This is a genomic window from Mycobacterium sp. ITM-2016-00316 (assembly GCF_002968335.2).
GTDB lineage: Bacteria > Actinomycetota > Actinomycetes > Mycobacteriales > Mycobacteriaceae > Mycobacterium.
The window spans coordinates 3,141,939-3,168,115 of the sequence record NZ_CP134398.1 but is presented as its reverse complement, the minus strand read 5'-3'; the positions used below and the strand labels follow the sequence as shown (position 1 = coordinate 3,168,115).

Annotated in this window: 20 protein-coding genes and 2 pseudogenes; 10 read left to right on the top strand and 12 right to left on the bottom strand. The window is 66.1% G+C overall.

The annotated features are described in order from the left end of the window. The first annotated feature begins 162 nt into the window (after positions 1–162). The 3 genes from C6A86_RS15290 to C6A86_RS15280 are packed head-to-tail and all read left to right on the top strand — an operon-like array spanning position 163 to position 3,423. Entirely contained in the window at positions 163–645 is a 483-nt protein-coding gene (locus tag C6A86_RS15290) for a nuclear transport factor 2 family protein (RefSeq protein ID WP_233212825.1), read from the top strand. After that, on the top strand, positions 642–2,105 hold the full coding sequence (locus C6A86_RS15285; protein ID WP_311100728.1) for an NAD(P)H-binding protein: 1,464 nt from the start codon (positions 642–644) through the stop codon (positions 2,103–2,105). Before C6A86_RS15290 ends, C6A86_RS15285 begins: the two co-directional genes overlap by 4 nt. Before the next feature lie 13 nt (positions 2,106–2,118). Further along, complete coding sequence (locus C6A86_RS15280; RefSeq protein WP_105362671.1) at positions 2,119–3,423, top strand: MFS transporter; 1,305 nt, start codon at positions 2,119–2,121, stop codon at positions 3,421–3,423. 21 nt (positions 3,424–3,444) lie between these two features. Here C6A86_RS15280 and C6A86_RS15275 read toward each other — a convergent pair whose 3' ends face one another. Genes C6A86_RS15275 through C6A86_RS15260 form a run of 4 tightly spaced genes read right to left on the bottom strand, consistent with a single transcriptional unit; the run spans position 3,445 to position 7,558 of the window. Continuing rightward, a complete protein-coding gene (locus C6A86_RS15275; protein WP_105362672.1) occupies positions 3,445–4,428 on the bottom strand; it encodes an SIS domain-containing protein in 984 nt (327 codons plus the stop codon). Continuing rightward, entirely contained in the window at positions 4,425–5,627 is a 1,203-nt protein-coding gene (locus tag C6A86_RS15270) for a glucosamine kinase (RefSeq protein WP_105362673.1), read from the bottom strand. Before C6A86_RS15270 ends, C6A86_RS15275 begins: the two co-directional genes overlap by 4 nt. A gap of 3 nt (positions 5,628–5,630) precedes the next feature. After that, the gene (locus tag C6A86_RS15265) at positions 5,631–6,944 is read right to left on the bottom strand and encodes a glycosyltransferase (RefSeq protein ID WP_105362674.1); all 1,314 of its coding nucleotides are present in this window, start codon (positions 6,942–6,944) and stop codon (positions 5,631–5,633) included. After that, positions 6,944–7,558, bottom strand: a complete 615-nt coding sequence (locus C6A86_RS15260) for a TetR/AcrR family transcriptional regulator (protein WP_233212946.1) — start codon at positions 7,556–7,558, stop codon at positions 6,944–6,946. Before C6A86_RS15260 ends, C6A86_RS15265 begins: the two co-directional genes overlap by 1 nt. A 228-nt stretch (positions 7,559–7,786) precedes the next feature. Between C6A86_RS15260 and C6A86_RS15255 the strand changes: the two genes are divergently transcribed. The 3 genes from C6A86_RS15255 (at position 7,787) to C6A86_RS15245 (ending at position 12,125) form a co-directional block, all read left to right on the top strand. Further along, a complete protein-coding gene (locus tag C6A86_RS15255) occupies positions 7,787–9,175 on the top strand; it encodes an FAD-binding oxidoreductase (protein WP_233212947.1) in 1,389 nt (462 codons plus the stop codon). Positions 9,176–9,187: 12 nt separating this feature from the next. Next, complete coding sequence (locus tag C6A86_RS15250) at positions 9,188–10,645, top strand: aminobutyraldehyde dehydrogenase (protein ID WP_105362677.1); 1,458 nt, start codon at positions 9,188–9,190, stop codon at positions 10,643–10,645. Positions 10,646–10,742: 97 nt separating this feature from the next. Beyond that, positions 10,743–12,125 carry an APC family permease gene (locus C6A86_RS15245; RefSeq protein WP_233212948.1) on the top strand — a complete coding sequence of 461 codons (1,383 nt, stop codon included), beginning with the start codon at positions 10,743–10,745 and terminating at the stop codon, positions 12,123–12,125. Positions 12,126–12,236: 111 nt separating this feature from the next. Here the strand turns inward: C6A86_RS15245 and C6A86_RS15240 are convergent, their stop codons facing one another. Further along, the gene (locus C6A86_RS15240) at positions 12,237–12,683 is read right to left on the bottom strand and encodes a hypothetical protein (protein ID WP_105362678.1); all 447 of its coding nucleotides are present in this window, start codon (positions 12,681–12,683) and stop codon (positions 12,237–12,239) included. Positions 12,684–13,027: 344 nt separating this feature from the next. Here C6A86_RS15240 and C6A86_RS15235 point away from each other — a divergent pair, with 344 nt between their 5' ends. Together C6A86_RS15235 and C6A86_RS15230 are read left to right on the top strand one after the other, a co-directional pair. Continuing rightward, positions 13,028–15,076 carry an adenylate/guanylate cyclase domain-containing protein gene (locus C6A86_RS15235; RefSeq protein WP_311100725.1) on the top strand — a complete coding sequence of 683 codons (2,049 nt, stop codon included), beginning with the start codon at positions 13,028–13,030 and terminating at the stop codon, positions 15,074–15,076. Further along, on the top strand, positions 15,073–16,485 hold the full coding sequence (locus C6A86_RS15230; protein ID WP_105362680.1) for a mechanosensitive ion channel domain-containing protein: 1,413 nt from the start codon (positions 15,073–15,075) through the stop codon (positions 16,483–16,485). Before C6A86_RS15235 ends, C6A86_RS15230 begins: the two co-directional genes overlap by 4 nt. Before the next feature lie 103 nt (positions 16,486–16,588). On the opposite strand, the gene C6A86_RS15225 is transcribed toward C6A86_RS15230, so the two are convergent. Beyond that, the gene (locus C6A86_RS15225) at positions 16,589–17,584 is read right to left on the bottom strand and encodes an esterase family protein (protein WP_105362681.1); all 996 of its coding nucleotides are present in this window, start codon (positions 17,582–17,584) and stop codon (positions 16,589–16,591) included. Between the two features lie 323 nt (positions 17,585–17,907). Between C6A86_RS15225 and C6A86_RS15220 the strand changes: the two genes are divergently transcribed. Further along, positions 17,908–19,239 carry an NAD(P)/FAD-dependent oxidoreductase gene (locus C6A86_RS15220; protein WP_311100724.1) on the top strand — a complete coding sequence of 444 codons (1,332 nt, stop codon included), beginning with the start codon at positions 17,908–17,910 and terminating at the stop codon, positions 19,237–19,239. A 10-nt stretch (positions 19,240–19,249) separates the two neighbouring features. Here C6A86_RS15220 and C6A86_RS15215 read toward each other — a convergent pair whose 3' ends face one another. From C6A86_RS15215 to C6A86_RS15190, 6 genes and pseudogenes are all read right to left on the bottom strand, one after another. Next, positions 19,250–20,530, bottom strand: a complete 1,281-nt coding sequence (locus C6A86_RS15215) for an alpha-amylase family glycosyl hydrolase (protein WP_105363345.1) — start codon at positions 20,528–20,530, stop codon at positions 19,250–19,252. Further along, positions 20,527–21,006, bottom strand: coding sequence for a nucleoside deaminase (locus C6A86_RS15210; RefSeq protein ID WP_105363344.1), 480 nt, complete (start codon positions 21,004–21,006; stop codon positions 20,527–20,529). The genes C6A86_RS15215 and C6A86_RS15210 overlap by 4 nt, the downstream gene beginning before the upstream one ends. Before the next feature lie 9 nt (positions 21,007–21,015). Continuing rightward, a complete protein-coding gene (locus tag C6A86_RS15205) occupies positions 21,016–21,222 on the bottom strand; it encodes a hypothetical protein (protein WP_105363343.1) in 207 nt (68 codons plus the stop codon). 134 nt (positions 21,223–21,356) lie between these two features. Further along, the gene (locus tag C6A86_RS15200) at positions 21,357–23,033 is read right to left on the bottom strand and encodes a tetratricopeptide repeat protein (protein WP_105363342.1); all 1,677 of its coding nucleotides are present in this window, start codon (positions 23,031–23,033) and stop codon (positions 21,357–21,359) included. Continuing rightward, positions 22,990–24,096: pseudogene (locus tag C6A86_RS15195) on the bottom strand (hypothetical protein); the annotation flags it as partial. The pseudogene C6A86_RS15195 and the gene C6A86_RS15200, both read right to left, overlap by 44 nt. Before the next feature lies 1 nt (position 24,097). Beyond that, the gene (locus tag C6A86_RS15190; RefSeq protein WP_105363340.1) at positions 24,098–24,688 is read right to left on the bottom strand and encodes a TetR/AcrR family transcriptional regulator; all 591 of its coding nucleotides are present in this window, start codon (positions 24,686–24,688) and stop codon (positions 24,098–24,100) included. A gap of 314 nt (positions 24,689–25,002) precedes the next feature. Here C6A86_RS15190 and C6A86_RS15185 point away from each other — a divergent pair. Continuing rightward, a pseudogene (locus tag C6A86_RS15185) lies at positions 25,003–26,133 on the top strand (IS30 family transposase). The last annotated feature ends 44 nt before the right edge of the window (positions 26,134–26,177 follow it).

Sequence of the window (26,177 nt, the reverse complement as noted above, 5' to 3'; positions counted from 1 at the left end):
TCCTCCGCGAGATCGTGGGCGTCCCGAGGCTATGGGGGAGGGACCGTCGCGGCTCATCGTTGTTCCGTCCAGCGGACAATTGCCGCCCACGCCGCCGCAGGCTCACCCAAAATTGCCGATAAGGACACCGGGTAAACCGACAAGTGTCGTGAGGAGTATCGGATGACGGGCGCACACATGGACCAGTTCCGTGCTGAACGCGACATCGAACGGGCGTTGATCCAGTTCGCGCGTGCAATGGACTATCACGACTGGGATGGGATGTCGGAAATTCTGTCCGCCGATGCCGTCGGTGATTTCGGCACCGGTCCGCTGCAGGGCAGCAACACCATCATCGAGATGATTCGAGGATTCCTCGACAACTGTGGCCCTACCCAACACCTGATCGGGAACGTGCTCGTCGACGTCGACGTCGATGGTGACCGTGCCGTCAGTCGGGCGTATGTGCAGGATCTCCATGTTTCACGCAGCAATCCGGAATTGACGTTCCATACCCTTGGCGACTACCACGATCGCTGGGAGCGCCGGGACGGACGCTGGCGACTGGTGGAGCGCATCAAGGACAACCGCGCCACGGTGGGATCGCTTGACGTTTTTGCCGCCGAAGAGCTCACGGCCAAACGCAACACGAGGGTGGATCCGTGACTTCGAAGCGCACCCGGGTGTTCTTGACCGGTGCGGCAGGCAATTGGGGTCGATTTGCGCTGAATGAGTTCCGTTCCCGCGCCGATAGATTCGACGTCGTGGCGTTGGTGTTGCCGACGCCGGGCGATACCGCGTCGATACGGGACTACGAGGGCATGCCGAACCTTGAGGTGCGCTTCGGCGATCTGACCGACTACGCGGCGGTCGAATCCTGCGTACGTGGCGCGGACTTCGTCGTGCACCTGGGCGGCATCGTTTCGCCTGTCGGCGACGATGATCCCGAACTGGCCCAGCGGGTCAACGTGGGTAGTATGCGCAACATTGTGCGGGCTGTATACGCCCAACCAGACCCGTCGTCGATCGGTGTCATCGGCATAGGCACCGTGGCCCAGACCGGCGATCGCAATCCGCCCCATCACTGGGGACGCATCGGAGATCCGTTGCGGTGCGCGCATTTCGATGGCTACGGGCAAAGCAAGATCGAGGCCGAGAAGGTTCTGGTCGACTCCGGCCTGCAGAAATGGGTCTGGCTGCGCCAGACGGGCATCTTTCATCCCGGCATGCTGGCCATCCGTGATCCGATCATGACACATTCTCCCTTCGGCGGTGTGATGGAATGGGTTTCGGCCGAGGACTCCGCGCGTTTGGTGGCCAACCTCTGCGAGGACGAGGTGACTTCGCAGGTGTGGTGCGACATCTACAACATCGGCGGGGGCGTCGACTGGCGGCTGACGAACTGGGAGCTCCAGACCCGGATGACGGCAGCGATCGGTGTACGTGATGTCCGCAAGTGGTATGACCGCAACTGGTTTGCGACGCAGAACTTCCACGGTCAGTGGTACACGGACTCGGACGACCTTGAGAGGCTCGTGCCTTTCCGAGGGGGAACCTTCGATGCCGCCCTGGCGTGTGCGGTCGCCGGGAATCCGTCGTTGAAGATCGCCGGCAAGATGCCGCCGTGGGTGGTCAAGAACCTCTTTCTCAAACCGCTGACGGTGAAGCCGCGCGGTACCATGGCCTTCATCAGGTCCGATGACGAGGCGCATGTCAATGCCTACTTCGGATCGCGACGGCAATGGTCCGAGATCGGGGACTGGAGCACCTTCTGGCCGCCGCGACCCAGCCGGGTTCCGGCTCGGCTCGATCACGGTTACGACGAAACCAAAGACACCGCTGAGTGGAATGCCTCCGACTATGCCTCGGTGGCAGACTTCCGCGGCGGACAACTTGTCTCCACGGAGGTGGTGGTCGGCGATGTCACCACTGCGCTGAGTTGGCGGTGCGCCGAGGGGCACGAGTTCGACGGTAGTCCGAAGCTGGTGCTTCGAGGCGGGCATTGGTGTCCGCAATGCGTACGGGACACCCACAGCTATCGCCGGCAGGCCGAGCGCAATCATTTTCTGGCACAACTGGAGGTGTCACCGACACCCGCCATCGAACAGCAACCCAGCGCCAACTAGCAGGAGACTGTCGATGGGGGATGTCGTTGCGCCCGGCTCTGCCGGGCTTCGCCGGGTGGCGCTGTCCAGCTTGCTGGGAACGGCTATCGAGTATTACGACTTCTTGGTCTACGGCACCATGAGCGCGCTGGCTTTCGGCTTGGTGTTTTTTCCCGAGTCCAATCCCGCGGTGGCCACCATCGCCGCATTCGGCACGTTGGCGGCAGGATACGTGGCCAGACCGGTCGGCGGAATTCTGTTCGGGCACTTCGGTGATCGCCTGGGGCGCAAATCGATGCTGGTACTCACGATGGTGCTCATGGGTACGGCCAGCTTCCTCATCGGTCTACTGCCCACCTTCGCTGCGGTCGGCGTGGCGGCACCGATCCTGCTGGTGGTGCTGCGGGTCATCCAAGGGGTGGCGATCGGAGGGGAGTGGGCGGGGGCGACACTCATCGTGACCGAACACGCCGAGGCGCACCGACGCGGGTTCTGGAACGGCCTCATGCAGATGGGGTCGCCGATCGGGTCCCTGCTTTCGGTTGCCGTCGTCACGGTGATCACGTTGCTTCCCGACGACTCCTTTCTGTCCTGGGGTTGGCGTATTCCCTTTCTGGTCAGTGTGTTGTTGCTGGCGATCGGGATCTATGTGCGGATATCGATCAGTGAAAGCCCCGTGTTCGAGGCGGCGAGGAAGGACGTCGCCGAACGCGGACCACGGCTACCGGTTCTCGACATCCTGCGGAATCCGCGGACGCTCGTCCTTGCCTGTGCGGCGGGCATCGGCCCATTCGCACTGACGGCGTTGATCAGCACGTACATGATCAGCTATGCGACCGCGATCGGCTACGAACGCACCGATGTGATGACGGCGCTGATTTTCACATCGTTGACCGGGCTGGTAGCGATCCCGCTATGTTCGGCCCTGTCTGATCATGTGGGCCGCCGGCCGGTCATCCTGGCCGGCGCAGTCGCCATCATGCTGTACGCGTGGCCGTTCTACGTGTTGGTCGACACACGATCCCACGTGTATCTGACCACGGCGATGGTGATCGCTCAGCTGATCCAGTCCATGATGTTTGCCCCGCTGGGAGCCCTGTTGTCCGAGATGTTCGGAACTGAAGTCCGCTACACCGGAGCCTCTATGGGCTACCAGCTCGCCGCGCTGTTGGGGGCGGGGTTCACTCCGCTGGCCGCCAGCGCGCTACTCGCTGATGGGGTTACGCGCGTGCCCTTGGTCGTCCTGGCCGCGGGGTGCGGTCTGATCACCGCGGTCGCGATATGGCGTATCAGGGAGACCAGAGGATCTGATCTGACGGCCGTGGGCAGGGTGACGTGACCAATGGTCACGCGCACGACGTCAGATTTCAGACGGTGGCAGAGCCGCCGCCTGCCAGTCCCGGGCCGCGACCAGTTCGGCAATGAGCGTCTCGGTCAGCAGGCGCACATCGTCGACATCGTCCCCGGGGTAACGCACCGTGTGGGTGGCACTGGGCACGTCACCGCCCACGCCGACCACCGTGGTGCCGCGCGGCCCGGTCCATTCGGCCATCTGGGCTTCCCATTTCGACCCGGCGAAGACGAGCATCCGCAGATCGCTGTTCTTGGTGCGGTACACATCGACATGACTCCAGTCGCCGCTCTCGCAGCCGATCGCCGAGCGTCGGGGCCCTTCCCGAAACATCAAGGCGCCCTGCTGGGCAGAGCCGAAACGGTGGGCCGGGGCCACCAGATGCGTCTCCGCCTCCCCGAGCAGCAGGTCGGAAACTGGGGGTCGCCAGTCGCTTTCGGTGGACAGTAGCCAGTCGCTCGCGCGTGCCGCGGACTCCACGGCGGTGACCAGGTCGTCGGCGCGGGTTCCCGTGAGGTGACATTCGAGCGCCATCAACATTGCCAACGTGTGCTGGTAGCTGCGGCAGGCCACGCCACCCACTTCGGGTTCGGCCAACAACTCGACGGTCTCTTTGCAGCGCGTGGTGATGGTGGACCCGGGGGTGTTGGTCAACGCCACGGTATGCGCCGAACCATGGAGGCGTTCCAGGGCATCGAGGGTCTCGATCGATCCGCCGGTCGCCGAGGTGGCCACCACGAGGGTGCCCGGCCCCCACTGGGGTAGCAGCTCCGTGGACGCGATCTCGGAGACCGCACAGATCCCGCGGGCGCGCAGACGTGCGGCCGCGACCCCGCCGGCGTAGGCCGACGAGCCCATGCCGAGCAGCACGACACGGTTGACGTCGGCGGGAATGGCGTCGGCCCACGGGTTCCGGGTCGCCAGCGCACCGCCCAGCTTGGTCAGCACCTCGGGCTTGCGGGTGAGATCGGTGGCGAATCCGTCGGGTTTCATCGGCTCATTTCGGTGAGAAGGGCGGGTAGCGCCGCGTCTGGGACGTACATCCAACGCGGTAGATGGCGTCCCGCGTAGACGATCTCGCGGAGCACCTGTTGCAGGCGGAAGGGGTCGAGGGCGCTGTCGATGTGCAGGTCTGCGTGCCCGTCCTGCGTCAGCCTGTCGAGGTAGGCCCCGTACAACTCCGCCCGCGACACCCCGTCGACCTCGGTGAGCGTCTCGGGTTCGAGCTCACCGCGTGTGGCGGCGACGATGGCGACGTGTGACAGCGACTGCATGATGCCGGCGAGGTCGACGGCAGCCGGGACGGGCAGGACGCGTTCGGCCGGCGGGAGCACCGGATTGCCGTCGAAGTCGGTGATGACCAGCAGATCGTCGGCGCGCAGCACCTGACCGACGTGCAGGTCACCGTGTGCATCGAGCACCGGCACATCCACCAGCCCGGACAGACCGTCCAGGATGCGTTCGATGTCCTCGGCATGCTCGGTGAGCAGCAGCGCATTGGCCGGACCGGCCAGCAGGCGCGCCTGCGCCAACGTGTCGAACGCACCGTCGCGCCAGCGTTGTGCGTCGTGGGATGTGGATCGGCTCGACGTTCCGAGCAACGACGTGTGGAGGTCGGCGACCACGGCGCCCAGGGCGCGCGACGTGGCAGCCACCGCGGTCAGATCACCGCTGCGGGCCGCGTCGATGAACAGGTCCTTCGCCCAGGTCCAGCCGTCGACCGCGCCGGGGAGATAACCGTTCACCGTCGCGACCAGAGTTTCATCGCCGTGCTCCGGCGTCCAGGTGACCACCCCCCACGGGGTTGGCATGGCCGTGAACCCGGCGGCGGTCAGGGCCGCCAGCCTGCCCGGGGCGGGATGCGGCCCGGGCTGCAGGTGGGTCGCCCACTTCACCACAGCCTGCTCGCCGACGATGACCGACTCGTTGGTCTGGTCGACGGTGATCGGCCGTTCGCTGCCCGGCAGGTACCGGTCGGTCCACGACACCACCGAAAACCGGCCGTGCGACGAATGCCCGGGGGCCTGTGCGAGCAGGCGGACCAGCGCGTCGGCGGTGCCGTCGCCTGCCGTCGCGCGTTGCCAGTCGCCCGGTGTGCCGACCACGGGAACTGCCGACAAGGATCCGTCGAGCTCGATGATCGCCAGCGCGTGGCCCTCATCGAGTGTGAGGAGATCGACAGCGGACTGCACGAATCAGCCGGAGGTGCTCAGATGGGACACACCGGCGCGCTCGATGACGTCGGCGGCCACGCTGAGGCCGTCACGCTCGCGAACGGCCGCACCGATCGCGGACACCCTGTCGCGCAGTTCCTGATCGGCCAGGACCCGGTCCAGGGCACCGGTCAGCTCGGCATCGGCGAAATGGTAGGTGTCCAACCGCACGCCCAGCTTCAATTCGTCAATGCGCTGGGCATTCTCGTACTGATCCCAGAACAGCGGGAGCACGATCAGCGGCTTCCCGAAATGCAGCGCCTCGGTCGTGGTGTTGTTGCCGCCGTGCGAGATCACGGCGTCCACCAGTGGGATGATCCTGGTCTGCGGCAGCATCTGCGCGCCGACCATGTTGGCGGCCAGCGTGATCTTGTCCGCCTGTGGACCCTTGCTGACGATGAAGCGGTGCCGGGTGGTGCCGAGGATGTCGACCAGCCGCTGCATCAGCGACACATCCGCTGCGCCGAGCGAACCCAGCGACAGATAGACCAGTGCGCTGTCGTCCGGGCGGTCGGCCATTTCGGCGGGTAGTTCGTAGTCCTCATCGGTCTCGCGGATGCTGGAGTCCACCCGCGTCCACGACGCGTCGAGGGGTCGTCTGTCGACGTAGTCCGCCTCGGCCGGATAGATGTAGATGGTGGCCGCGTTGTCGCGCGGCATGAACTCCAGATCGGGCAGCGGGGCGCCGCCCTGTGCGCGCACCCAGGCGTCGAAGTCCTCCCACATCGGTCGCAGGGCACGGTCGAATTCGGCGCGGTAGGCCGCCCATTCGGATCGGTCATCGCTGGGCAATCCCGAAAACGGCGGCGGGACATCGGGTCCGGGTACTTCCAGCGGGCTGCACGAGATGAACCGCACGAACGGCGTACCCGCGGTCGACAGCGCGGGAAAGAGGACCACGTTGTCTTCGACGATGACGTCGGGTTGGTGCTTGTCGATGATCTCGCGCAACCGTGGTTCGCAGTACTTGGCGCCGTCGATGAGCGCCTGGTAGGTGGGGCCGATGAAGGTCGCCAGCTGGTCCGAGGTCGGTTTGGCGAATTCCGGTGCCGTCTCGGCGATGAAGTCGGTCCAGAACTGGCCGGCGTCACCGTCTTCGGCGCCCTCGACGGGCGCCGCCAGATCGACGAGTTCCTCGATGAACCCGTACTTGGCGATCTTTCCCGCCCATGAGGACTCGGCGGCGAAGACGATGGTGTGGCCGCGGTCGCGGAGCTTGGCTGCGACGCCGATGCATTGATTGGTGGGTCCGTAGGCGGACTCCGGCCAGAACATGATGGTCAACGCCTGGGACATCAGTCGGTCCGTTCGCCGTCGGCGCGGCGGGGTAGGGGATGGCCGGTGGCCACCCGCGCGTAGTCGAGGATCAGTTCGGTGGACGCGTCGGCGTCCAGGCTCGGATGGCGGGCGACCATGCGGTATCCGTAGGCGTCCTCGAGTGCCACGATGTTGCGGGCAATGGTCAGCGACGGTGAGGACAGCGTGAAAACACCTTGTGCGGCACCGGATTCCAGGATCACCTGGTACATCGCCACCTGCCGGTCGAACAGTGCGGTGAGCAGCACCGCGTAGGTCGGGTAGCGGCCGGCGGCCCCGCCCAGTTCACACAGCAGCTTGACTGCCGGGTCGTCGGAGTCGACGGGCAGACCGGACTCGATGGTGAGCACCAGTCGGCGGTCGGGTTCGCCGATACCCTCGATCCGGCGGAGGCGGTCATCGTAGAACCGCTCCATCCCCGCCCTGTTGGCCTCCACGAGGAGTGTCTGCACGTCGGGAAAGTGGTAGAGCACGGCGCCCGAGGTGAGCCCGGCCTCGGCCGCGACCTGATTGAGCTGGACGTCGGCGCCGTGCTTCATCACCGCGCGCTGGGCAGCGTGCAGCAGCTTCGCGCGTCGTTCCGTGCGGCTCACCGCCACCGGGCCCCTCCCATCGGACGATTCCCACCAAGTATGTCGTGTGTCACGGTGCCAGAAAAGTTGCCATCCGGGAAGTATTTCTTGAACAGATACTCAGGTTTTACATTCTTAACCCTGTTGACATGCTAATTCTGGTCTTGTGTTCTCTGAACAGCGATGCAACTATCGTGCTGCCATCGACCGAATCGCGATGGCTGGCACCGATCGACAACGGAGCAAGGCTTGAGAACGACCGACGAGTTGCGTGACGTGGAACCCCGTCCCGTGTGGTGGGAGGGCGCGCGCACCGGACCGCAGACCCAGCCGCTACGCGGCCGGGTCGCCGCCGACCTCGTCGTCGTGGGTGCGGGTTACACCGGTCTGTGGGCGGCGATCGAAGCTCTCACCGCGGACCCGGGCCGCCGGGTCGTCATTCTCGAACAGTCGTGGGTGGGTGCGGCGGCATCCGGGCGAAACGGCGGCTTCGTCTCCGAGTCGCTGACGCACGGCATCGCCCACGGGATGGCGACGTGGCCGGACGAACTCGACGAGCTGCAGCGCCAGGGCCGCCAGAACGTCGAGCAGATCTCAGATATTCTGCAGCGCAACGACGTCGACGCCGATCTGCGCTTGGTCGGAAAGACCACGCTGGCCAGAACTCCGCACGAGGTCGAGGCGCTGCGACGCGCCGCGCCGGTGTACGCCCGTTTCGGCGAGAACATCGAGTTTCTCGACCGTGATCAGGTTCGTGCCGATATCCACTCGGCCGCCTTCCACGGCGGGTTGCGGATCCACAGCGGCGGACTGGTGGAGCCGATGGCGCTTGTGCTCGGATTGCGCCGCATCGCAGGAGAATTGGGTGCCGTCATCTTCGAAGGATCGCCGGCCGCCGGGATCACCCGGTCCGGCGGCAACCTGACGGTGCGCAGCACACACGGCGAGGTCGACACCTCCCACGTCGTGCTCGCGTCCAACGCTTATCCGCCCCTGCTGCGGCGGCTGAAGTTCTGGATCCTCCCGGTCTACGACTATGTACTGGCGACGGCACCGCTGACCGCCGGTCAGCTGGACTCGATCGGCTGGACGCAGAACCAGGGCCTCACCGATGCCGGCAATCAGTTCCACTACTTCCGCCGCACCCGCGACGACCGCATCGTGTGGGGAGGCTATGACGCGATCTACCACTACGGCAACGCCATCGCGCCCGAACTCGAACTGCGCGACCGATCACACCGACTGCTGGCACGGCACTTTCGCCAGACTTTCCCGCAACTGGAAGATCTGCCGTTCACCCACCGCTGGGGTGGCGTCATCGACACCACGAGCAGGTTCACACCGATCTTCGGAACGGCCTTCGGCGGGCGCCTGGCCTACGCGGTCGGATTCACCGGCCTCGGGGTGGCATCGACGCGCTTCGGTGCGCGAGTGGCCCTGGACCTGCTGACCGGGCGGGAGACCGAACGCACCAGCCTGCGGGCCGTCACCAGTCGCGCTGTGCCGTTCCCGCCCGAGCCGTTGCGCTGGCCCGCGGTCGAGGTGACCCGCGCCGCCCTGGCTCGGGAAGACGAAACAGGCCGTAGGGGAGTGCTTTTGCGCACCATGGACCGCTTCGGTGTGGGCTTCAACAGCTAGAGGAGTATGCGCATGACCGCAGGGCTTTTCCATCGCGGTGTTCGGGTCGCCGGCTCCGGAGGCGAACGCACCCTCGTCGACCCGTCGACAGGGCAACCGACGGCGGACATCTCCGAGGCGTCGATCGAGGACGCCCGGCGTGCCGTCACCGCCGCGGCCGAAGCCTTCCCCGGGTGGTCTCGCCGGACCGCCGGCGAGCGAGCGCGGTCATTGCTGCGCTGGGCCGACCTGATCGATGCCCACGCCACCGAGATCACCGCCCTGGAGGTCGCCGAAACGGGCAAGCCGGAAGCGGTCTTTCGCGACGGTGAACTTCCCTTCGGCACCGACAATCTGCGATTCTTCGCAGGAGCGGGCCGGTCCCTGGAGGAGACCGGAGCCGGCCTGCTCAGCGAGGGCTACACCTCGATGATCGTGCGGCGGCCCGTGGGGCCCGTGGTGGGCATCGCCCCATGGAATTTCCCGATGATCATGGGGCTGTGGAAGATCGGGCCCGCGCTGGCTGCGGGCAACACGATCGTCGTCAAGCCGGCGCCCTCGACCCCGTCGAGCACGCTCTACATCGCCGAACTGGCGATCGAGGCCGGCATTCCACCAGGCGTTCTGGAAGTGGTGACCGGTGACCAGGCCGTCGGCGAGGCATTGGTCTCCGACGACCGCGTACACCTCGTCTCCATCACCGGATCCACCCGCGCCGGACGCCAGGTGATGTCGACAGCGGCGATGCGCGGTGCGCGGGTTCATCTCGAACTCGGTGGCAAGGCGCCGTGTCTGGTGTTCGAGGACGCCCATCTCGACGACGCGGCGCACGGTATCGCGATGGGCGCGACCTACAACTCGGGCCAGGACTGCACCGCAGCGACCCGCGTGTACGCACACGAGTCGATCATCGACGCACTCGTCGAACGCCTCATCGCGGCCTTCGGTGCGATCCGGGTCGGTGATCCACACCAGGCGTCCACCGACATCGGTCCACTGATCAGCGTCGAGCACCGTGCGCGGGTTCACGGTTTCGTCCAACGTGCGGTGGCGGCGGGGGCCACAGTGCACACCGGCGGTGTGCTGCCGGAGGGCCCCGGCGCCTTCTATCCGCCGACGCTGATCACCGGGGCGCCACAGACATCCGAGATCGTGCAGGACGAAGTCTTCGGGCCGGTGCTGGTGGTGCTGCCGTTCGGCGATGAGGAAGAAGCGATTCGGCTGGCCAACGACTGTCGGTACGGCCTGGCGTCCTCGGTGTGGACCACCGATGTGGCGCGCGCACTTCGCACCGCGCACGCGATCGAGGCCGGCGTGACGTGGGTCAACGACCACCTGCCGATCGCGTCCGAGGCGCCACACGGCGGCGTCAAGGCAAGTGGGTTCGGCAAGGACATGAGTCAGTCCGCTGTCGCCGAATACACCGTTGCCCGCCACATCATGGTCAAACACGCGCCGAGGGCGGCGCACGCGTCCTTCCGGCCATCCTGAATCACGTTTCTGCCGAACCGATCTGACACCCAAATACCAAGCGGAGGTACCCCCAATGACATTTGATCAAGCTGCAGAACTACATTCAGTGGACGAGGTGCTCCCTCGGAAGATGCGCTGGTTCGACGGCTTCGCGATGGCGATGACGATGCCCGCCGCGCTGGTCGCCACCCTGGGTGCCTCGATCGCCGGGCTCGGCGGCTGGGGCGCTGCGGTGCTGTGGGCCATCTCGATGGCGATATCGCTGGCCGTCAACTGGATCTATATCGAGTTGGCGGCGATGTTCCCCAACGCCTCGGGCGGCATCTCCGGCTACGCGGCCGAAGCATGGAAGAAGCGAGTGCCCTGGTTCGCGCCGCTGGCCGGGGTCGGGTATTGGCTGCCATGGGGATCCAACCTGGCGACTTACGGTTCCTTCACCGGTCTGCTGGTGCAATCCCAGTGGTTCCCCGACCAACAGTGGACCTTTGATCTGGGTCCGCTGCACTTCAGCTTCCCGATTCTCATCGGACTGATCGTCATCTTCGTGCTGTATGGCATCAACGTCATCGGCGTGCGGGTCACCATGGCGTTCGTCTATGTGACCGCAGCGATCCTGATGATCCCGCTTGCCGTGTTCATTTTCTTCCCGCTCTTCAACGCCGACTGGGCGCCGATGGACCTGACGTGGAACCTGCACGGCCTGGAGGGTCTGCACACCGCGATCGTCTGGCTGTATGTGATGGCGTGGACGACGCTGGGCATCGAGGTCTGCGCGACCTTCGCTTCCGAGTATCGCGATCCGGTCCGGGACACCTCACGGGCGATCCGTGCGTCGGCGCTGTTCTGCCTGGGTGTGTTCTTCCTCGTCCCGCTGACCCTCGGCGGTTTCGCCGGCGAGGAGGCGATCGCGGCGGACCCGTCCACCTTCTTCGTGGCCAGCTTCTCGCAGTTGACCGGTGCCGGCGCGGACGTCATGGTGTTGTGTCTCATCGCCTCCCTGGTGTTGGTGATGCTGACATCTGTCGCCGATGCCTCGCGCGTCTTGTTCAACATGGGCAAGGAGGGCATCACCGTGCGCTCCATGGGCAAGCTCAACCGCCGCGGTGTGCCCATTCGCGCGCTGAACGTCATGCTGGTGCTCAACATCGTGCTGCTGGTCGTGCTCCAACAACCGCTGGCGATCATCGTCACCGGCAACCTTGGCTACATCCTGGCGCACGTGCTGGCCGTGGCCGGCTTCGCGCTGCTGCGCAGGGACCGGCCCGCCGCGCCGCGTCCCATCCGTCTGCCACGGGTCTTCGTGCCGATATCGGTGGGCCTTGCGATTCTGCTGACCGTCATGCTGGTCGTCGGAGCCACAGGGTTCTCGGTGACCGGGTACGGCGGCGTACTCGAACTCGGCATCGCCCTGTCGATTCTGGCAGCGGGCGTGGTGCTCTGGTGGTTCGTTCAGCGCAGCGACCGACGCAACGAGGCGCGGGTGGACACGGCAGGCTGATCGGCGTCACGCGCCGGTTGGCGATGCGGGTCGCACAGATCCTCGAACAACGCCCACGGTGGCGCGGGCTGGCTGCGTCGGCGGGAGCCGAATTCCTTCATGGCCTGCCGCCTACCGGACCCGATCCAGCCAGCGCGCAATCCGCGGCTCGAACACCGCCAGCAGTGTCGCTGAGACGAGCCACACCCCGGATAGTGCGACCGTGGTGTTCCACGCGTCCATCGAGAAGCCCTCGTCATCCTCGGTGTGGAAGAACGGCGTGATGATGCCGTATTCGATCGCCGGGGCGACCGCGATGCCGAACGCGAGACCCGTTGTGGCGCCGAAGGCTCCGCGCAGCAGATAGGAGCGCGGGCTCCCGTTGGTCGGCGCGGCGTGATGGTGGGCGAGCAGGATGAGCAGCAGCATGAGGCCGATGACGACGGCCAGGACGTCCCAGTCCTCGCCGGCGAAGATGAAGGCGACAGCTCCGCCGACCGTGGCCAAGGCCAGCGCGCCGGGATCTACGCGGTGCTGCACGTGCAGAGTCGGCGGTGGGCCCGGGTCGTCGGCTGACATGCCTGAACTGTATGGCGGCGGTGCCGGTGAATCGTCGCGAATCGCCGCCGGACATCAATAAGGCATTGGGACACCTGCCGGGCCAAGTGTCCTGTGCGGTCAGGTCACGCAGATTTGGATGGATTTAGGGCAAGGCTGCCGCCTTCTGCGCCGGCGCGGCCTATCTTGAGCACGTAATCGGTGGTGCGGTGGCGCAATCGTTGCGGCTTGGCTTTGTATTCCGAATGGACAGATGGAAGAGGTCGCTTGTGGCATCCCGTTTCGCCCGTCCCGGTGGGCCGCGCCGGTCGTTGGGAATTCAATCCAAATTGCTGATCGTATTGCTGGTGGTCAGTGTCTTGTCCGTGCTCGTTGCCGGTGCGATCGGATATGTGTCCGGTACGGATTCGTTGCGCAACGCCGAATTCGAGAGAATGACGCAGCTACGAGAGTCCCGGGCGCGCGAAATCACCAGCTATTACCAAACGGTCGCCAATGCTGCCTCGATCGTCACGCACGGGACGACGACGGTGAACGCGGTCCGGGATTTCAGTGCGGCTTTTGCCGAACTCGAATCCACTGCGCCGCCACCGGGTGCCGAGGCCGCGGTGGCGAAGTACTACGAGACGGTCTTTGCGCCGGCGTTGAGCGAACGCACCGGTGAGCCGGCAGACCCGACGTTGTTCGAGCCCGTGGGTAACGCCGCGGTCTACCTGCAGAATGCGTACACGGTGCCGGCCGGCGGCGACTTCGAGAAATCCATTGCGGTGCGGACAGCCGGTGATCCCAGTGCCTGGTCGGCGGTCAATGCCCGCTATCAGGGCTTCTTCGCAGATCTGACCACCAGGTTCGGCTTCGAGGATGCGTTGGTGCTGGATACCAATGGCAATGCCGTCTACACCACCTACAAGGGTGCGGACCTCGGAACCAATCTCTTCACCGGGCCGTACCGGACATCGCTGTTGGCCGACAGTTACCGCGAAGCGCTGCAAGCCACCTCGGTCGACCAGACCTTCGTCACTGATTTCGAGCGGTACCCGCCCTCCTATGACAAGCCGACACCGTGGGTGTTGTCTCCGATCGGCAGCGGCGGCAGCATCGTGGGAGTTCTTGCCCTGCAGTTGTCGCTCGACGGGATCAACAATGTGATGACCGGGGGCAACGGCTGGGAGCAGGACGGTCTGGGGGCGACCGGCGAGACCTACCTTGCCGGCTCCGACACCTTGATGCGGTCGGCCTCCCGTGAGCTGATCACCAATCCCGAGGGCTTTGTCGACGCGGTGGTCGCCAACGGCACCCCCTTGGATGTGGCCGAACGCGAGGTGGCGGTCAACGGAAGCGTGCTCTTACAGCCCGTCGACACGGTGGCGGTCAACAGGGCGTTATCCGGTGAATCCGGTGTGGTCACCGATAACGACTACATCGGTCCGACATCGCTGGTGGCCTACATGCCGCTGGACATTCCGGGGCTCGATTGGGTGTTGATTGCCAAAATCGACGAGAACGAGGCGTTGGCTCCGGTCAACACGTTCGCCCGCAACATCGCGCTGTCGACCGCGGCCATCGTGCTGGTGGTCTGCATCGTGGCCCTGTTCCTCAGCCGGTTGTTGACACGTCCGTTGACGCGGTTGGCTTCGGCCGTGCGCCGAGTGACCGGTGGTGAGCTCGGAGTCAGCGTGCCGGTCACGACCCATGATGAGTTCGGCGATCTGGCAGTGGATTTCAACAACATGAGTGACAGCCTGCAAACGAAGCAGGCACTGATCGACGAACAACGCCGGGAGAACGACGAACTTCTGGCGTCGTTGATGCCAGAGTCGGTTGCCCGTCGGTACCGCGGGGGTGAGCAGACGATCAGCAGCGATCACCGTGACGTTTCGGTCATCTACGCGGAGTTGTTGAACTACCGGGATTTCAGCCGGTCGCTGGCGTCCGATGAATCGGTGCGGTTGCTCAATACCCTGGTCGAGTCGTTCGATGCCGCAGCCGAACATCACGGCATCGAACGGGTACGTGGCCTGCACAACGGATTTCTGGCCACCTGCGGCCTGGTCACTCCGCGCGTCGACCACGCCGGCCGGACCGTGGCTTTCGCGATCGAACTCGTCGAGGTGATCGAGCTGTTCAACAAGCAGCACGGCGCGGGGCTGACGGTGCGGGTCGGCATCGACAGCGGCCCGGTGTCCAGCGGCCTGATAGGCCAACGAACGAGGATCTATGACCTGTGGGGTGAAGCGGTAGACCTCGCTCACCGTGTACACGCCGCGGCTGATCGACCCGGCATCTTCGTCAGCGACCGGGTACACACCAGCCTCGACGCCTTTCATACATTCGAACGCGCCGGCACGGTGACCACTGGTGAAGGCACCGAAACCGTCTGGGCCCTGCGCATTCCGGACCGGGTGACCCGGTGAACGCGCTGATCTCGCAACCGTGGTTCTGGCCGACCACGATCATCACGGTCGCACTTCCGGTGGCGCTGCTCATCCTCAACGAGGTGCAGCAGTATCTGACCCGTCGGCAGAGCAGTTATGCGCGCCCGGTCGCGCTGCTGCGCAACGCGGTGCTGCCGGCGCTGGCGCTGCTCATCCTGGTCGATCAGCTCAACGACGCCGACGCCGAAGCGACCTGGCCCCGGCTCGCCGCGACGATGTTCGGTTTCCTGGTCATCCTGTTCGCTCTGTCCGGGGCCAACGCGGCACTGTTCGGGAATGCCCGCGCAGGTAGTTGGCGGGAACGGCTGCCCTCGATATTCATCGATCTCGGCCGGCTCATCGTCATCGCCATCGGACTGGGAATCCTGTTCTCCTGGGTGTGGGGAACCGATATCGGCGGCCTTTTCGCAGCGGTCGGTGTGACGTCGATCGTCATCGGCCTCGCGGTGCAGACGGCGGTCGGACCGGTCATCGCGGGTCTGTTCCTGCTCTTCGAGCAGCCCTTTCGTATCGGCGACTGGCTGGACACCCCATCGGGTAAAGGTCGTGTCCTGGAGGTCAATTGGCGCTCCATCCATATCGACACCGGCAACGGTATCCAGATCGTGCCGAACGCAACGCTGGCCGGCGCGTCGTTCACCAATCTGAGTCGCGTGCACGGGGCCGCGTTCTATACGACGGTGACGCTGGCATTCGCCGCCGATGACCGGCCGGGCTCCGTCGTCGACACCCTCAAGGCCGTTGCCGATGCCCTGCCCACCAAGCTCCCCGGCGTTGACTCGCGGGTCTCCGCCAAGGGGGGAGGTGAGTACCAGGTGTCGGTGCCGATCGGCTCGCCCGCCGACGATGGCTCGACGAAAAACTCACTGCTGCAACGAAGCTGGTACGCGTCGCGGCGCGCCGGATTGCACCTCGATGAGGCCGAGGGCGGATTCGGCGACGACACGGCGCACACCGCCACCCAACCACGGCGAATCGCATCAGCGCTGGGCCTGGACGAGGACACTGTTGCCGGCATGATCGCCGACAGTCGTCTTCTGATGTATTGCCAGGGGGAGATGGTCCAACAGCCCGGATCCGTACCCGAGGCGCTGGCGTTCATTGTCGCCGGGGAACTGGCGCTGACCGTGGTCACCGACAGTGGGGCCCAGGTTCCCGCCGGTCGACTCGACGTCGGCGACTTCATCGGCACCACCGCGCTGACACGCCAACCGGTCCTCACCGGCGCGGTCGCGCTGCGCGACACCACCCTGCTGGCCATTCCGCGCCGGACCATCAGGCCCGTGGTGCAGAGCAATCCACAATTGGCCAGGATGCTCGGCGAGACCATCGAGCTGCGTCGCCGCGCGGCAGAGGAAGCGCGCGGCGCGCAGGTGCCGACTACCTGACCGTCTGTGCCGGGCCCGGCGCCGGATCCGAGCGCACAAAAGCAGGGAGCCTGCCGTTCGGGGGGTACGGCAGGCTCCCTGGGTTTTGTGGATCAAGCCCTCATCAGGCGACGGCTTGAGCTCCCAGCACGCGCTGGATATCCGGCTTCATCATCTGGAGCTGCTGGCCCCAGTAGCCCCAGCTGTGGGTTCCGTTCGGCGGGAAGTTGAACACACCGTTTGTGCCACCGGCCGCGATGTACTTATCGCGGAAGGCGACGTTGGTGCGCAGCGTGAAGCCCTCCAGGAACTGGGCGGCCATCAGGTTGGCGGCGTTGCCGCCGGCGTCCAGGTCCGACGGGGTGCCGGTGCCGCAGTAGATCCAGACCCGGGTGTTGTTGGCCACCAGTTGGTTGATGTTGACCATCGGGTCGTTGCGCTTCCAGGCCGGATCAGAGGACGGGCCCCACATGCTCTCGGCGTTGAAGCCACCGGCGTCGTTCATGGCCAGACCGATCAGCATCGGCCACCAGCCCTCGGACGGATTGAGGAAGCCCGACAGGGTGGCCGCATAGATGAACTGCTGCGGGTGGTGGATCGCGTAGGTCAGCGCCGCACTGCCGGCCATCGAGATGCCGACCGCCGCGTTACCGGTGCGCGACACGCCCTTGGCGGCTTCCAGGTAGGTGGGCAGTTCCTGGGTCAGGAACGTCTCCCACTTGTAGGTATAGTTCTGCCCGTTGCCCTTCGAGGGCTGGTACCAGTCGGTGTAGAAGCTGGACTGACCGCCGACGGGCATGACCGTCGACAGGCCGGATTCGTAGTAGTACTCGAATGCGGCGGTGTTGATGTCCCAGCCGTTGTAGTCGTCCTGGGCGCGCAGACCGTCGAGCAGGTAGACCGCGTGCGGTCCGCCGCCCTGGAACTGCACCCGGATGTTGCGGTTCATGGACTGGGAGAACACGTCCAGGTACTCCACGGGCAGGCCCGGGCGCGAGAACGCTCCCGCTGTCGCCGAACCCCCGGCGAAGCCGATCAGCCCGGGCAGTACCAGGACTGAAGCGGCGACCACCGCCGCCCTGCGTAGCACTCCGCCTCGGATATTTCTGATGAACTTCATAACGGCAACCAACCCACCTTTCTTCACGTGTTAAGCAAGCGCCGCTGCTTTCTTCGTGAGGTAGTTGAACATGCGCCTCAACAGTCACACGCGTAACAGCGCGGCGTGGTGTGGTCGCGGTTGGGCAACGATTACGACTCGACGCTGAGACCGTCTGTGCACCGCGTGTTCGGTCTGCGTGCGGCGCCGAACATCCCTCCGCGTCGGCGGGTGCACTGTCTTCGTCGAAGGGCGATCGTCGGCTGACTCACTGATTCCTCACGGCAGCAGCGGATTTCGCACGACAGGTTCGCCCGGGCTGGCTGGGCGCTAGTGTCGTAGCGATGAGCGACGAACGCACCAGGGTGCTCATCATCGGTGGCGGATTCGGCGGGCTGTTCTGCGCGCGCAGGCTCGGCAGGCACGATGTCGATGTCACCCTGCTCGATCGGGGTGCCGGCCACATCTTCCAGCCGCTGCTCTACCAGTGCGCCACCGGAACCCTGAGCATCGGGCACATCAGTCGGTCGCTGCGTGAGGAGCTGGCGCGCCACCGCAATGTGACCACCCTGCTGGGTGAGGCGATCCGGCTGGACCCCGGCGCCCGGACCGTCACGGCGATGCGTCCCGACGAGACCACCTTCATGGTGGGCTACGACGTCCTGGTGGTCGCCGCGGGCATGAAGCAGTCCTACTTCGGCAAGGAGCATTTCGCCGAATGGGCGCCGGGGATGAAGACCCTCGATGACGCCCTGTGCATCCGTCAGCGGCTGTTCACCGCGTTCGAGATCGCCGAGACGCTGCCGCCGGGGCCCGAACGGGACGGCTGGCTGACGTTCGCCGTCGCCGGTGGCGGCCCGACCGGTGTGGAGATCGCCGGGCAGATCCGCGAGGTGGCCAGCCGGACGCTGGCCAACGAGTTCCACAGCATCGCCCCCGAGGACGCCAGGGTGTTGTTGTTCGACGGTGGTGACCGGGTGCTCAAGAGTTTCGCTCCGGGTCTGTCCGACAAGGCCGCCCGCACACTGACATCGCTCGGGGTCGAATTGCACATGGGTGTGCACGTGACCGATGTCGGCCGCGACGGGGTGACCGTTACCCCGAAGTCCGGTGGGGCGGCCGAACAGTACGTCGCGCGCACCGTGTTGTGGACCGCCGGTGTCGAGGCAGTGCCGTTTGCGCGGCATGTCGCCGAGGTGCTCGGGGCGGACACCGACCGCGCCGGCCGGATCAGCGTCGAGGACGATCTTTCGGTGCCTGGGCATCCCGAGGTCTTCATCGTCGGGGATCTGGTGGGTCGCGACGACCTGCCGGGGGTCGCCGAGAATGCCATGCAGGGCGGGCTGCACGTGGCCGCGTGCGTGCGCCGCGACCTCGACGGTAAACCGCGCCGGCGTTACCGCTACCGGGATCTGGGATCGGCGGCCTACATCAGCCGGGGCAACGCGCTGCTGCAGGTCGGGCCCGTCCGGGTGTCCGGTTTCGCCGGCTGGCTGGGGTGGGGGTTCATCCACATCGCGTTCCTCACCGGTCTGAGTAACCGGGTCAGCACCGTGTTCACCTGGATGGCGGCCATCGGCAGGGCCGATCGTCATCACCGGGCGTTCGTGCTCGGTGGCGCCACCGCGGCCGAGCAGCATTACACCTGGTCGGAGTGCGACGAAACGTCCGGCTGATCCCGCCCGATCATCCGGTGTCGACGATCACCCAACCGTGCGCAGGCACCACGAGCTGTTGCACGCGTTCGGCGGGCGGAGCCCCGGAGCCGGCGACGACCTGCCCGGCCTCGGGTAACTGCGCCGACAGCGGCTCGTCGTCGATGTTGAGCGCCACCAACAACGCCCGATCGCCGGCGCTGGTGCGGTAGACGTAGCCGGTATTGGTCAGCTGCACCGCCTCGGTGGTCGCGGTGTGCAACCACGGATTCCGGCGCCGCAGGCCGATCAGATACTGATGCAGCGACAGCATGTCGTGCGGACCCGGCTGGGGGTGTCCGAACTCGGGGCGCACCGCGTCATCGCCACCGGCGCGGTCCTCCTTGACACCGTGGGCCGCCCATTCGTCGCCGGCGTAGATGCTCGGCGTCCCGCCGGTGGTGAGCAGCAGCACCAGGGCGTGCTCGAGGTGGCGTACATCGGTCAGCTGGCTGGCGATCCTGCTGACATCGTGGTTGCCGATGAAGGTGAGCGGCACGAAGGTGTCCAGAAACTCGTTGTGTCGCTGCAGCGCCCAGTCGAGTTCGTGGAAGTTGCCGTCGTTGAGGCTGCTCCAGATCGCCTTCCACAGCTCGTACTGGGTGATCGAATCCAGCGTGCCCGCGCGCAGCTGAGCCGGGTAGTCGCCGTGGATGACCTCGCCGACGAACCACGCCTCGGGGTGCCGCCGGCGCACCTCGGGTAGCACCGCCGCCCAGAAGGACGGAGCCACCGCATAGGCCGCGTCCAGGCGCCAGCCGTCGGCTCCGCGCCCGAGCCAATGGTCCATGACCTCGATCACGTAGGCGATGACGTCGGGATTGTCGTGGTTCAGGGCGATCAGCTCACCGTGGCCCTCGAAGGTGGCAAAACCGTTGCGGTTCTTGCGGAACCAGTCGTCGGGTCCGTCGGCCAGCGCTTCGCGGTAGCGGCCGAAATCGGTGCCGACATGGTTGAACACGCCGTCCAGAAGCACCCGCAGTCCGCGCCGGTGGCAGGCGTCGACCAACGCATCGAAGTCGTCGTCATCGCCGAGGCGCGGGTCGATGCGCAGGTGGTCGGTCGTGTCGTAGCCGTGGGTCCGGGACGCGAACACCGGGCCCAGCGCGATACCGGAGGCGCCGAGTTCGACTGCGTGGTCCAGCCATTCGATGATGCGTCGCAGCCGGTGCTCGTCGGCCGCCGGTGGGTTCTCGGCGGGGAACGCTCCGACGAATCCGAGCGGGTAGATCTGCCACCAGATGACGTGTTGCACCCAGTCCGGATCGGTCATGGGCGGAACGTCGCTTCGTAGAGTGCGCGCATCTCGTCCTCCAGCTCCGGCGCCGGCCCATCGCAGCGGATGCCGGGCGCGACGGCGGTGACGGGGAGTGCGGCGACCGGAGCGGGTGGGGTGCCCCATTCGGTACACCACCGGCTCAGCTGCTCCGAGGAGGTGGCATAGACGATGCGGCCGAGCCCGACCCAGGCATGCGCGGCCGAGCACATGGGACAGTGCTCACCGGAGGTGTAGACGACGGCGGTGGCGCGCTGCTGCGGCGTCAGGCGCTCGACGGCCCACCGCGCGATGGCGAACTCGGGGTGCTGGGTGGCATCGCCGCCCTGGACACGGTTGTGATCTTCGAACAACACAGTGCCCGACTCGTCGACCAGGATGGATCCGAAGGGTTCGTCACCACCCTGATGCGCGGTGCGGGCAAGTCCTACACAGCGGCGCAGATACTGGAGGTCTTCGTCGCTGATCGGCACACCGGCAGTTTACGCGGGCATGCGCGCCATGCCCGGAGGCTCTGCGTCGGCGGTCGGGGCGGATCCCCAGCACCACGCCGCGTAGGCCGCCGCGACGGCGATCGCCTCAAGGTCATGATCGTCGCCGCCGGCCGAGCGAACCGGGTCCTCGACGGCCCCCCGAATCATCCGGACAAGGGCGAACAAGGGCTCTTCTGCATGGCGTTCGCACGTCATCGGGCGTCCTCTCCACAGCGGATGGCGGCACCGCATCCAGATGTGTGCACGCCCCCCGTATCGCTTCCGGGGCCAACATTAGCCCTCACCACCGCAAATGGTGGCATGACACGTTGAGAGGCAACCAAATTCATTCAATCGCAACATTGGGTCGGCTGGTTTGTGACATCCAACCGGCAGGCGCAGGACGCCAGCACCGGGACATCGGCCCGCGACCGCGCCACGTCGAGCTCCGCGGCAATGGCGTCGGCCTCCTCGTCGCGGCCCAGCCGGCGCAGGCTCTCGTGGTATCCGTGCAGGCTCCAGACGTTTCCGGGGTGCTGGCATGACCGGCGCAGGGTGTCGTCGAGCCCGAGGTCGGCGGCGTAGACGGCGGCGGCCTCCTCGACGAGCCCCTGTTCGAGCAGCAGGGCCCCGTAGGCGTGCCGGGTCGGCTGCATCCAGCCCCACGGTTCGTCGTAGGGCAGCGCGTCGTCCAGCGCGATGGCGTGCCGCAGGTGGGTGAAGGCTTCATCGAATCGTCGCTCCCGATAAGCGATCTCGCCGTCGAGCATGGCCACCGCCACCGCCAGGATGTCGCGGCTGGTGTTGTTGAACAGGTAGCGGGAATCGGGGATGCGCGCGTAGCTCGCAGCCAGCGCGTGCTGTTCGGCACGCGCCTGGGGTAGCTGGCCCTTGGCGGCGTGTGCGACACCGCGGCCGTAGTGAATGGTCGCCGTGGTGGTGCAGTAGAGGTCCGGGTCCGCGGGAAGGGGGAGAGCGATCAACTCGTCCCACCGCCCGAACCGCACCAGCACATGCACCCGCAGCGGCACGAACGCTTCCAGCCAGTCCGCCATCGGTGGCGATTCGATGGCCAGCAGCTCGGGTGTCAACTGGTCGGCCAGCTCGGCGGCGGCGTCCTCGGCGACCTGGAATCTTCCCTCGAACATCGCCGAATAGACCACGAAGTGCAGGTCGTGCGCGCGGTAGAGGGAGTAGAAGTTCAGCGGACCGGACCGCTCGACGAACTTCCGGTCCGCGGACACCGCGGCGTGGTTGGCGATCACCGACGCCCGGTAGTCGCCGCAGAGCACATCGATGTGGCTCGGCATGTGCTGCAGGTGTCCAGCGTCGGGCACCAGGCCGCGCAACAGATCGGCTGCGGGCAGCGCTTCCTCCGGGTGCGCCGACATCTCCATGGCGTGGATATAGAGGTGCAGCACGCCGGGGTGGGCGCGCCCGACCGGGGTGGCGAGGGCGGCGTCGAGAATGGCCTTGGCCTCGACCACTCTGGACCCTTCGGCGGGTTCCCCGGTTACGCTGTCCCACAACGCCCATGCGGTGACGTTCAGCAGGGCATCGGCGGTCAGAGCCTGGACGTCGACGTCATCGGGATGGCGCTGCGCCACCGCCGACATGGCCTCGGCGTAGGCCGGGTGGCCTTCGGTGAGCGCGGCCTCGTCGGTCGGGTCGTCGGTGCGAAAACGCAGCGCCAACGCGTCGATGAGCGCGCGCTCGGTGGCCGATGCCCGGCCGCCGGCCGCGGCGGCCAGTTCCGCTCGGGCCCGGGCCAGCGCACCGGCGAGTTCGACCGGATCGAAGGCTTCCCACGCCTTGTTGTAGTTCGGCCCGACGGCGTAGGCGATACCCCACCGGGCGATCGCCAGATCGGGGTCCAGTTCCAGCGCCCGCTCGAAACAGTGCACGGCTTCTTCGTGATTGAACGCGTAGGCCCACACCAATCCGCGGTCGAACCACACCTGAGCCTGCGGAGCGGAGGTTTCGATCGGCCGGTGATAGGACCCCAGGTCGTAGTACGGCTCGCTCATGGCGAGAACGATAGTTCGCTCAGGCACGTGTGGTGACGCGTTGCCACAACTGCCGGGTGCCGGGCATTCTCAAGGTCGTGGCGAACACCGCGAGGACACACCCGGTAGCAGCCCAAATCATCAGCGTGCCAAGCGGTGTCAGCGCACCGTTGCCGCCGAAGTACTCGATGCTGCGCAGCAGCGACACCCCGGATCCCTGCGGGACGACATGGTTGAACGCCGTGTAGAAACCGGACAGCAGCGGGCGCCCGATCGGTCCGGCGGCCGCGGCGTTGCCCACGATCACCAGGAACGCGGTCACCGCCATCGCCGCCACCGTCCCGAATGCGGCAGCCACCCCGGTGACCGCGCCCCCGACGGCCATCGCATAGAGCCATAACGCCCCGAACACCTGCCAGGGGTGGCCGGTCAGCGCGCCGAGTGCGGCGTCCACGTAGATGGTGACCACACCGGCCAGCAGCGCGGAGTAGGCCGAAAGCGTGAGAGTGCGCAGCGCCAGCGTCCAGGGCCGCCGCACCGGGCCGACCAACCGGCCGAATGCGGCGGCACCGACCGACGCGCCGATGGACACGAAGATGACCGCATAGAACTCGACGGTGCCGGACGGGTCGCCCGGCGACGTCGGCGCGATATCGGTCACCGCCGGTGTCAGTCCTGCTTCGGCGGCTGTCGTACGGCCGACGGCCTCGGCGGCGGTCGCGACGCTGCGCCCGCCGCCGCCGGCGACATAGATGTCGAGGCGACCCGACGGGTCCACCACGAAGGCCGCGTCGGCCCGTCGCTCGAGGACCTGGGTGCGGGCCGCACCGTCGTCGCCGACCGCGGTGACATCGAGTTCGGTACGGGCGTCGAGGGTGTCGAGCATCTGCTGAGGTGCGGAGACCGCGACGTCGAGATGGTGCAGGGTGGGCTTGGCGAAGGCGCCGGCGTAACTGGCGATCATCGCGAGGACGAGCAGGGTGAAGGTCACCATCGCCAGCACCACATGGCGGACCTGGGTCCGGGTGATCCCGTGTCCCTTCGGGACCGACGGTGTGACCGTCTGGCCATTGTGCTTGCCCATGTCATGGCCTCCCAGCGGTCTCGGGCAGCGTGAGGAGCGCGTTGACGGTATCGAAGGCGGCGGAGACGCGGTCTCGGAGGTCGCGGGCGTCGCGCGCCTCGGGCTCCTCCATCCACGACCGCAGTACCTCCATGAAGCCGCCCACCAGGAAGCGGGTCACGGCTTCGACGGTCAGACCGGCGATCGGCGTCACCACGGCCATGCCCTGGGACGCGATCTCGGCGCAGGCGGGGGCGAGTTCGGCGCGGAAGGCGCTGACCACGCGCTGGGTGACCGAACTGGGCACCACATTGCGGTACATCGCGCGGTGCTCACCGGCGAAATCGAACAGCCGCATGATGCGTACCCGGGCGTCGCCGCCGATATCGGCGGTGGCCTGTCCGAAGGCGACCGAGAAGGCCGCGGCGACGGCGTCGTCACGGTCACGGAAATGTTGGTAGAAGACCTGCCTGCTGACACCCGCCCGGCCCACGATGACGGCCACGGTGAGTTCGTCGACCGGATGTTCGTGGGCGAGCGCGAATGCCGCCTCGTGCAGAAGCGTGCGGACCCGCTCGGCGCGCGGGTCGGCGCTGTGTGTGCGTGCAGCCATGAGTCACAGCGTAGGCGGCTTCGTAGACACGTGACTACGAAAAATTAGGTTAACTATGACACCTGCCGCGGCCCGGTGTGACCGGCGCCGCAAACCTGGCGAAACTCGCGTACCGGGGGTTGTGAGCCCCCTTGGCTTCAAGGGGTGGTTGCAACAGCACTACGTGAGGAGTGCTGTTGTCTCGAAGATCGCTCAATGCTGTGCGCGAAGCATTCTGGAGCCATATCAGTGCGGGTTTCACCGTATGTCAGGCCGCGGAGGTCGCCGGCGTGTCGGAAACCACCGGGACGTGTTGGTTCACTAACGCTGGCGGGGTGAAACCCCAGTTCAATTGCCCGAAGAAGAACGGTCCACGACGGCGCCTGGATCTGGCTGATCGGATCCGGATCCAGATTGGCGTGCACAACTATGAATCGCTGAACTCGATCGGACGCAGCTTGGGCCGACCGGCCTCGACGATCAAGTACGAACTCGACGTCAACGGTGTACTGCCCGGTCGTAACGGCGGCAAGTCCGGCTATCGGCGCAAGGAACGCTTCGGGGCCCGACGCAGCGGGCGCATCACCGAGCTGAACTACGACGCGCTACTGGCCCAGGTTCGCTCCGAGCAACGGGCACGGCGCCCCAAAGCAGGCAAGCTGGCCACCAACCAGCGACTGCATGACCTCGTGCAACACCGGTTGGGCAAGCAGCAGCACAGCCCCGCCCAAATCGCGCACCGGCTACGGTGAGACTTTCCCGACGATCCGGAGATGTGGGTGTCTCACGAGACGATCTACCAGGCAATCTACGTACAGGGCAAGGGGAATCTGCGCCGCGATCTGCACACCTGTCTGCGGACCGGTCGGGCGTTGCGTAAACCGCAGCGCCGCTCTGAGCAACGTCGCCCCCGGATCCGGGACATGGTCAGCATCAGCGATCGTCCCGCCGAGGCCGACGATCGGGCCATCCCGGGCCATTGGGAAGGCGACCTCATCGTCGGCGCCCACAGCAAGTCCGCGATTGGCACTCTCGTCGAACGCAACACCCGGTTCGTGATCCTGCTGCACCTACCCGACAACCACGGTGCGCTGGCAGTCCAAGAAGCGATTGTGGCCAAAGTTGCACAGCTACCCGCGATCATGATCCGCACGCTCACCTGGGACCAAGGCATCGAAATGGCCAACCACGCCAAAATCGCCGAAGCCACCGACCTGGACATCTACTTCTGCGATCCGCACTCACCCTGGCAACGCGGCACGAACGAGAACACCAACGGCCTACTACGCCAATACTTTCCCAAAGGCACTGACCTATCGGTCTATCCCGCCGACTACCTCGACTACGTCGCAGCCAAACTCAACAACCGACCCCGCCAAACCCTGGGCTGGCGAACACCCGCCGAAACCCTCGACGCACTACTGTCAGACCCACCTAAACCACCCGCTGTTGCAACCACGACTTGAAACCGCCCCCCTTTCAACCCCAGGTACGCGAGTTTCGCCCGGCG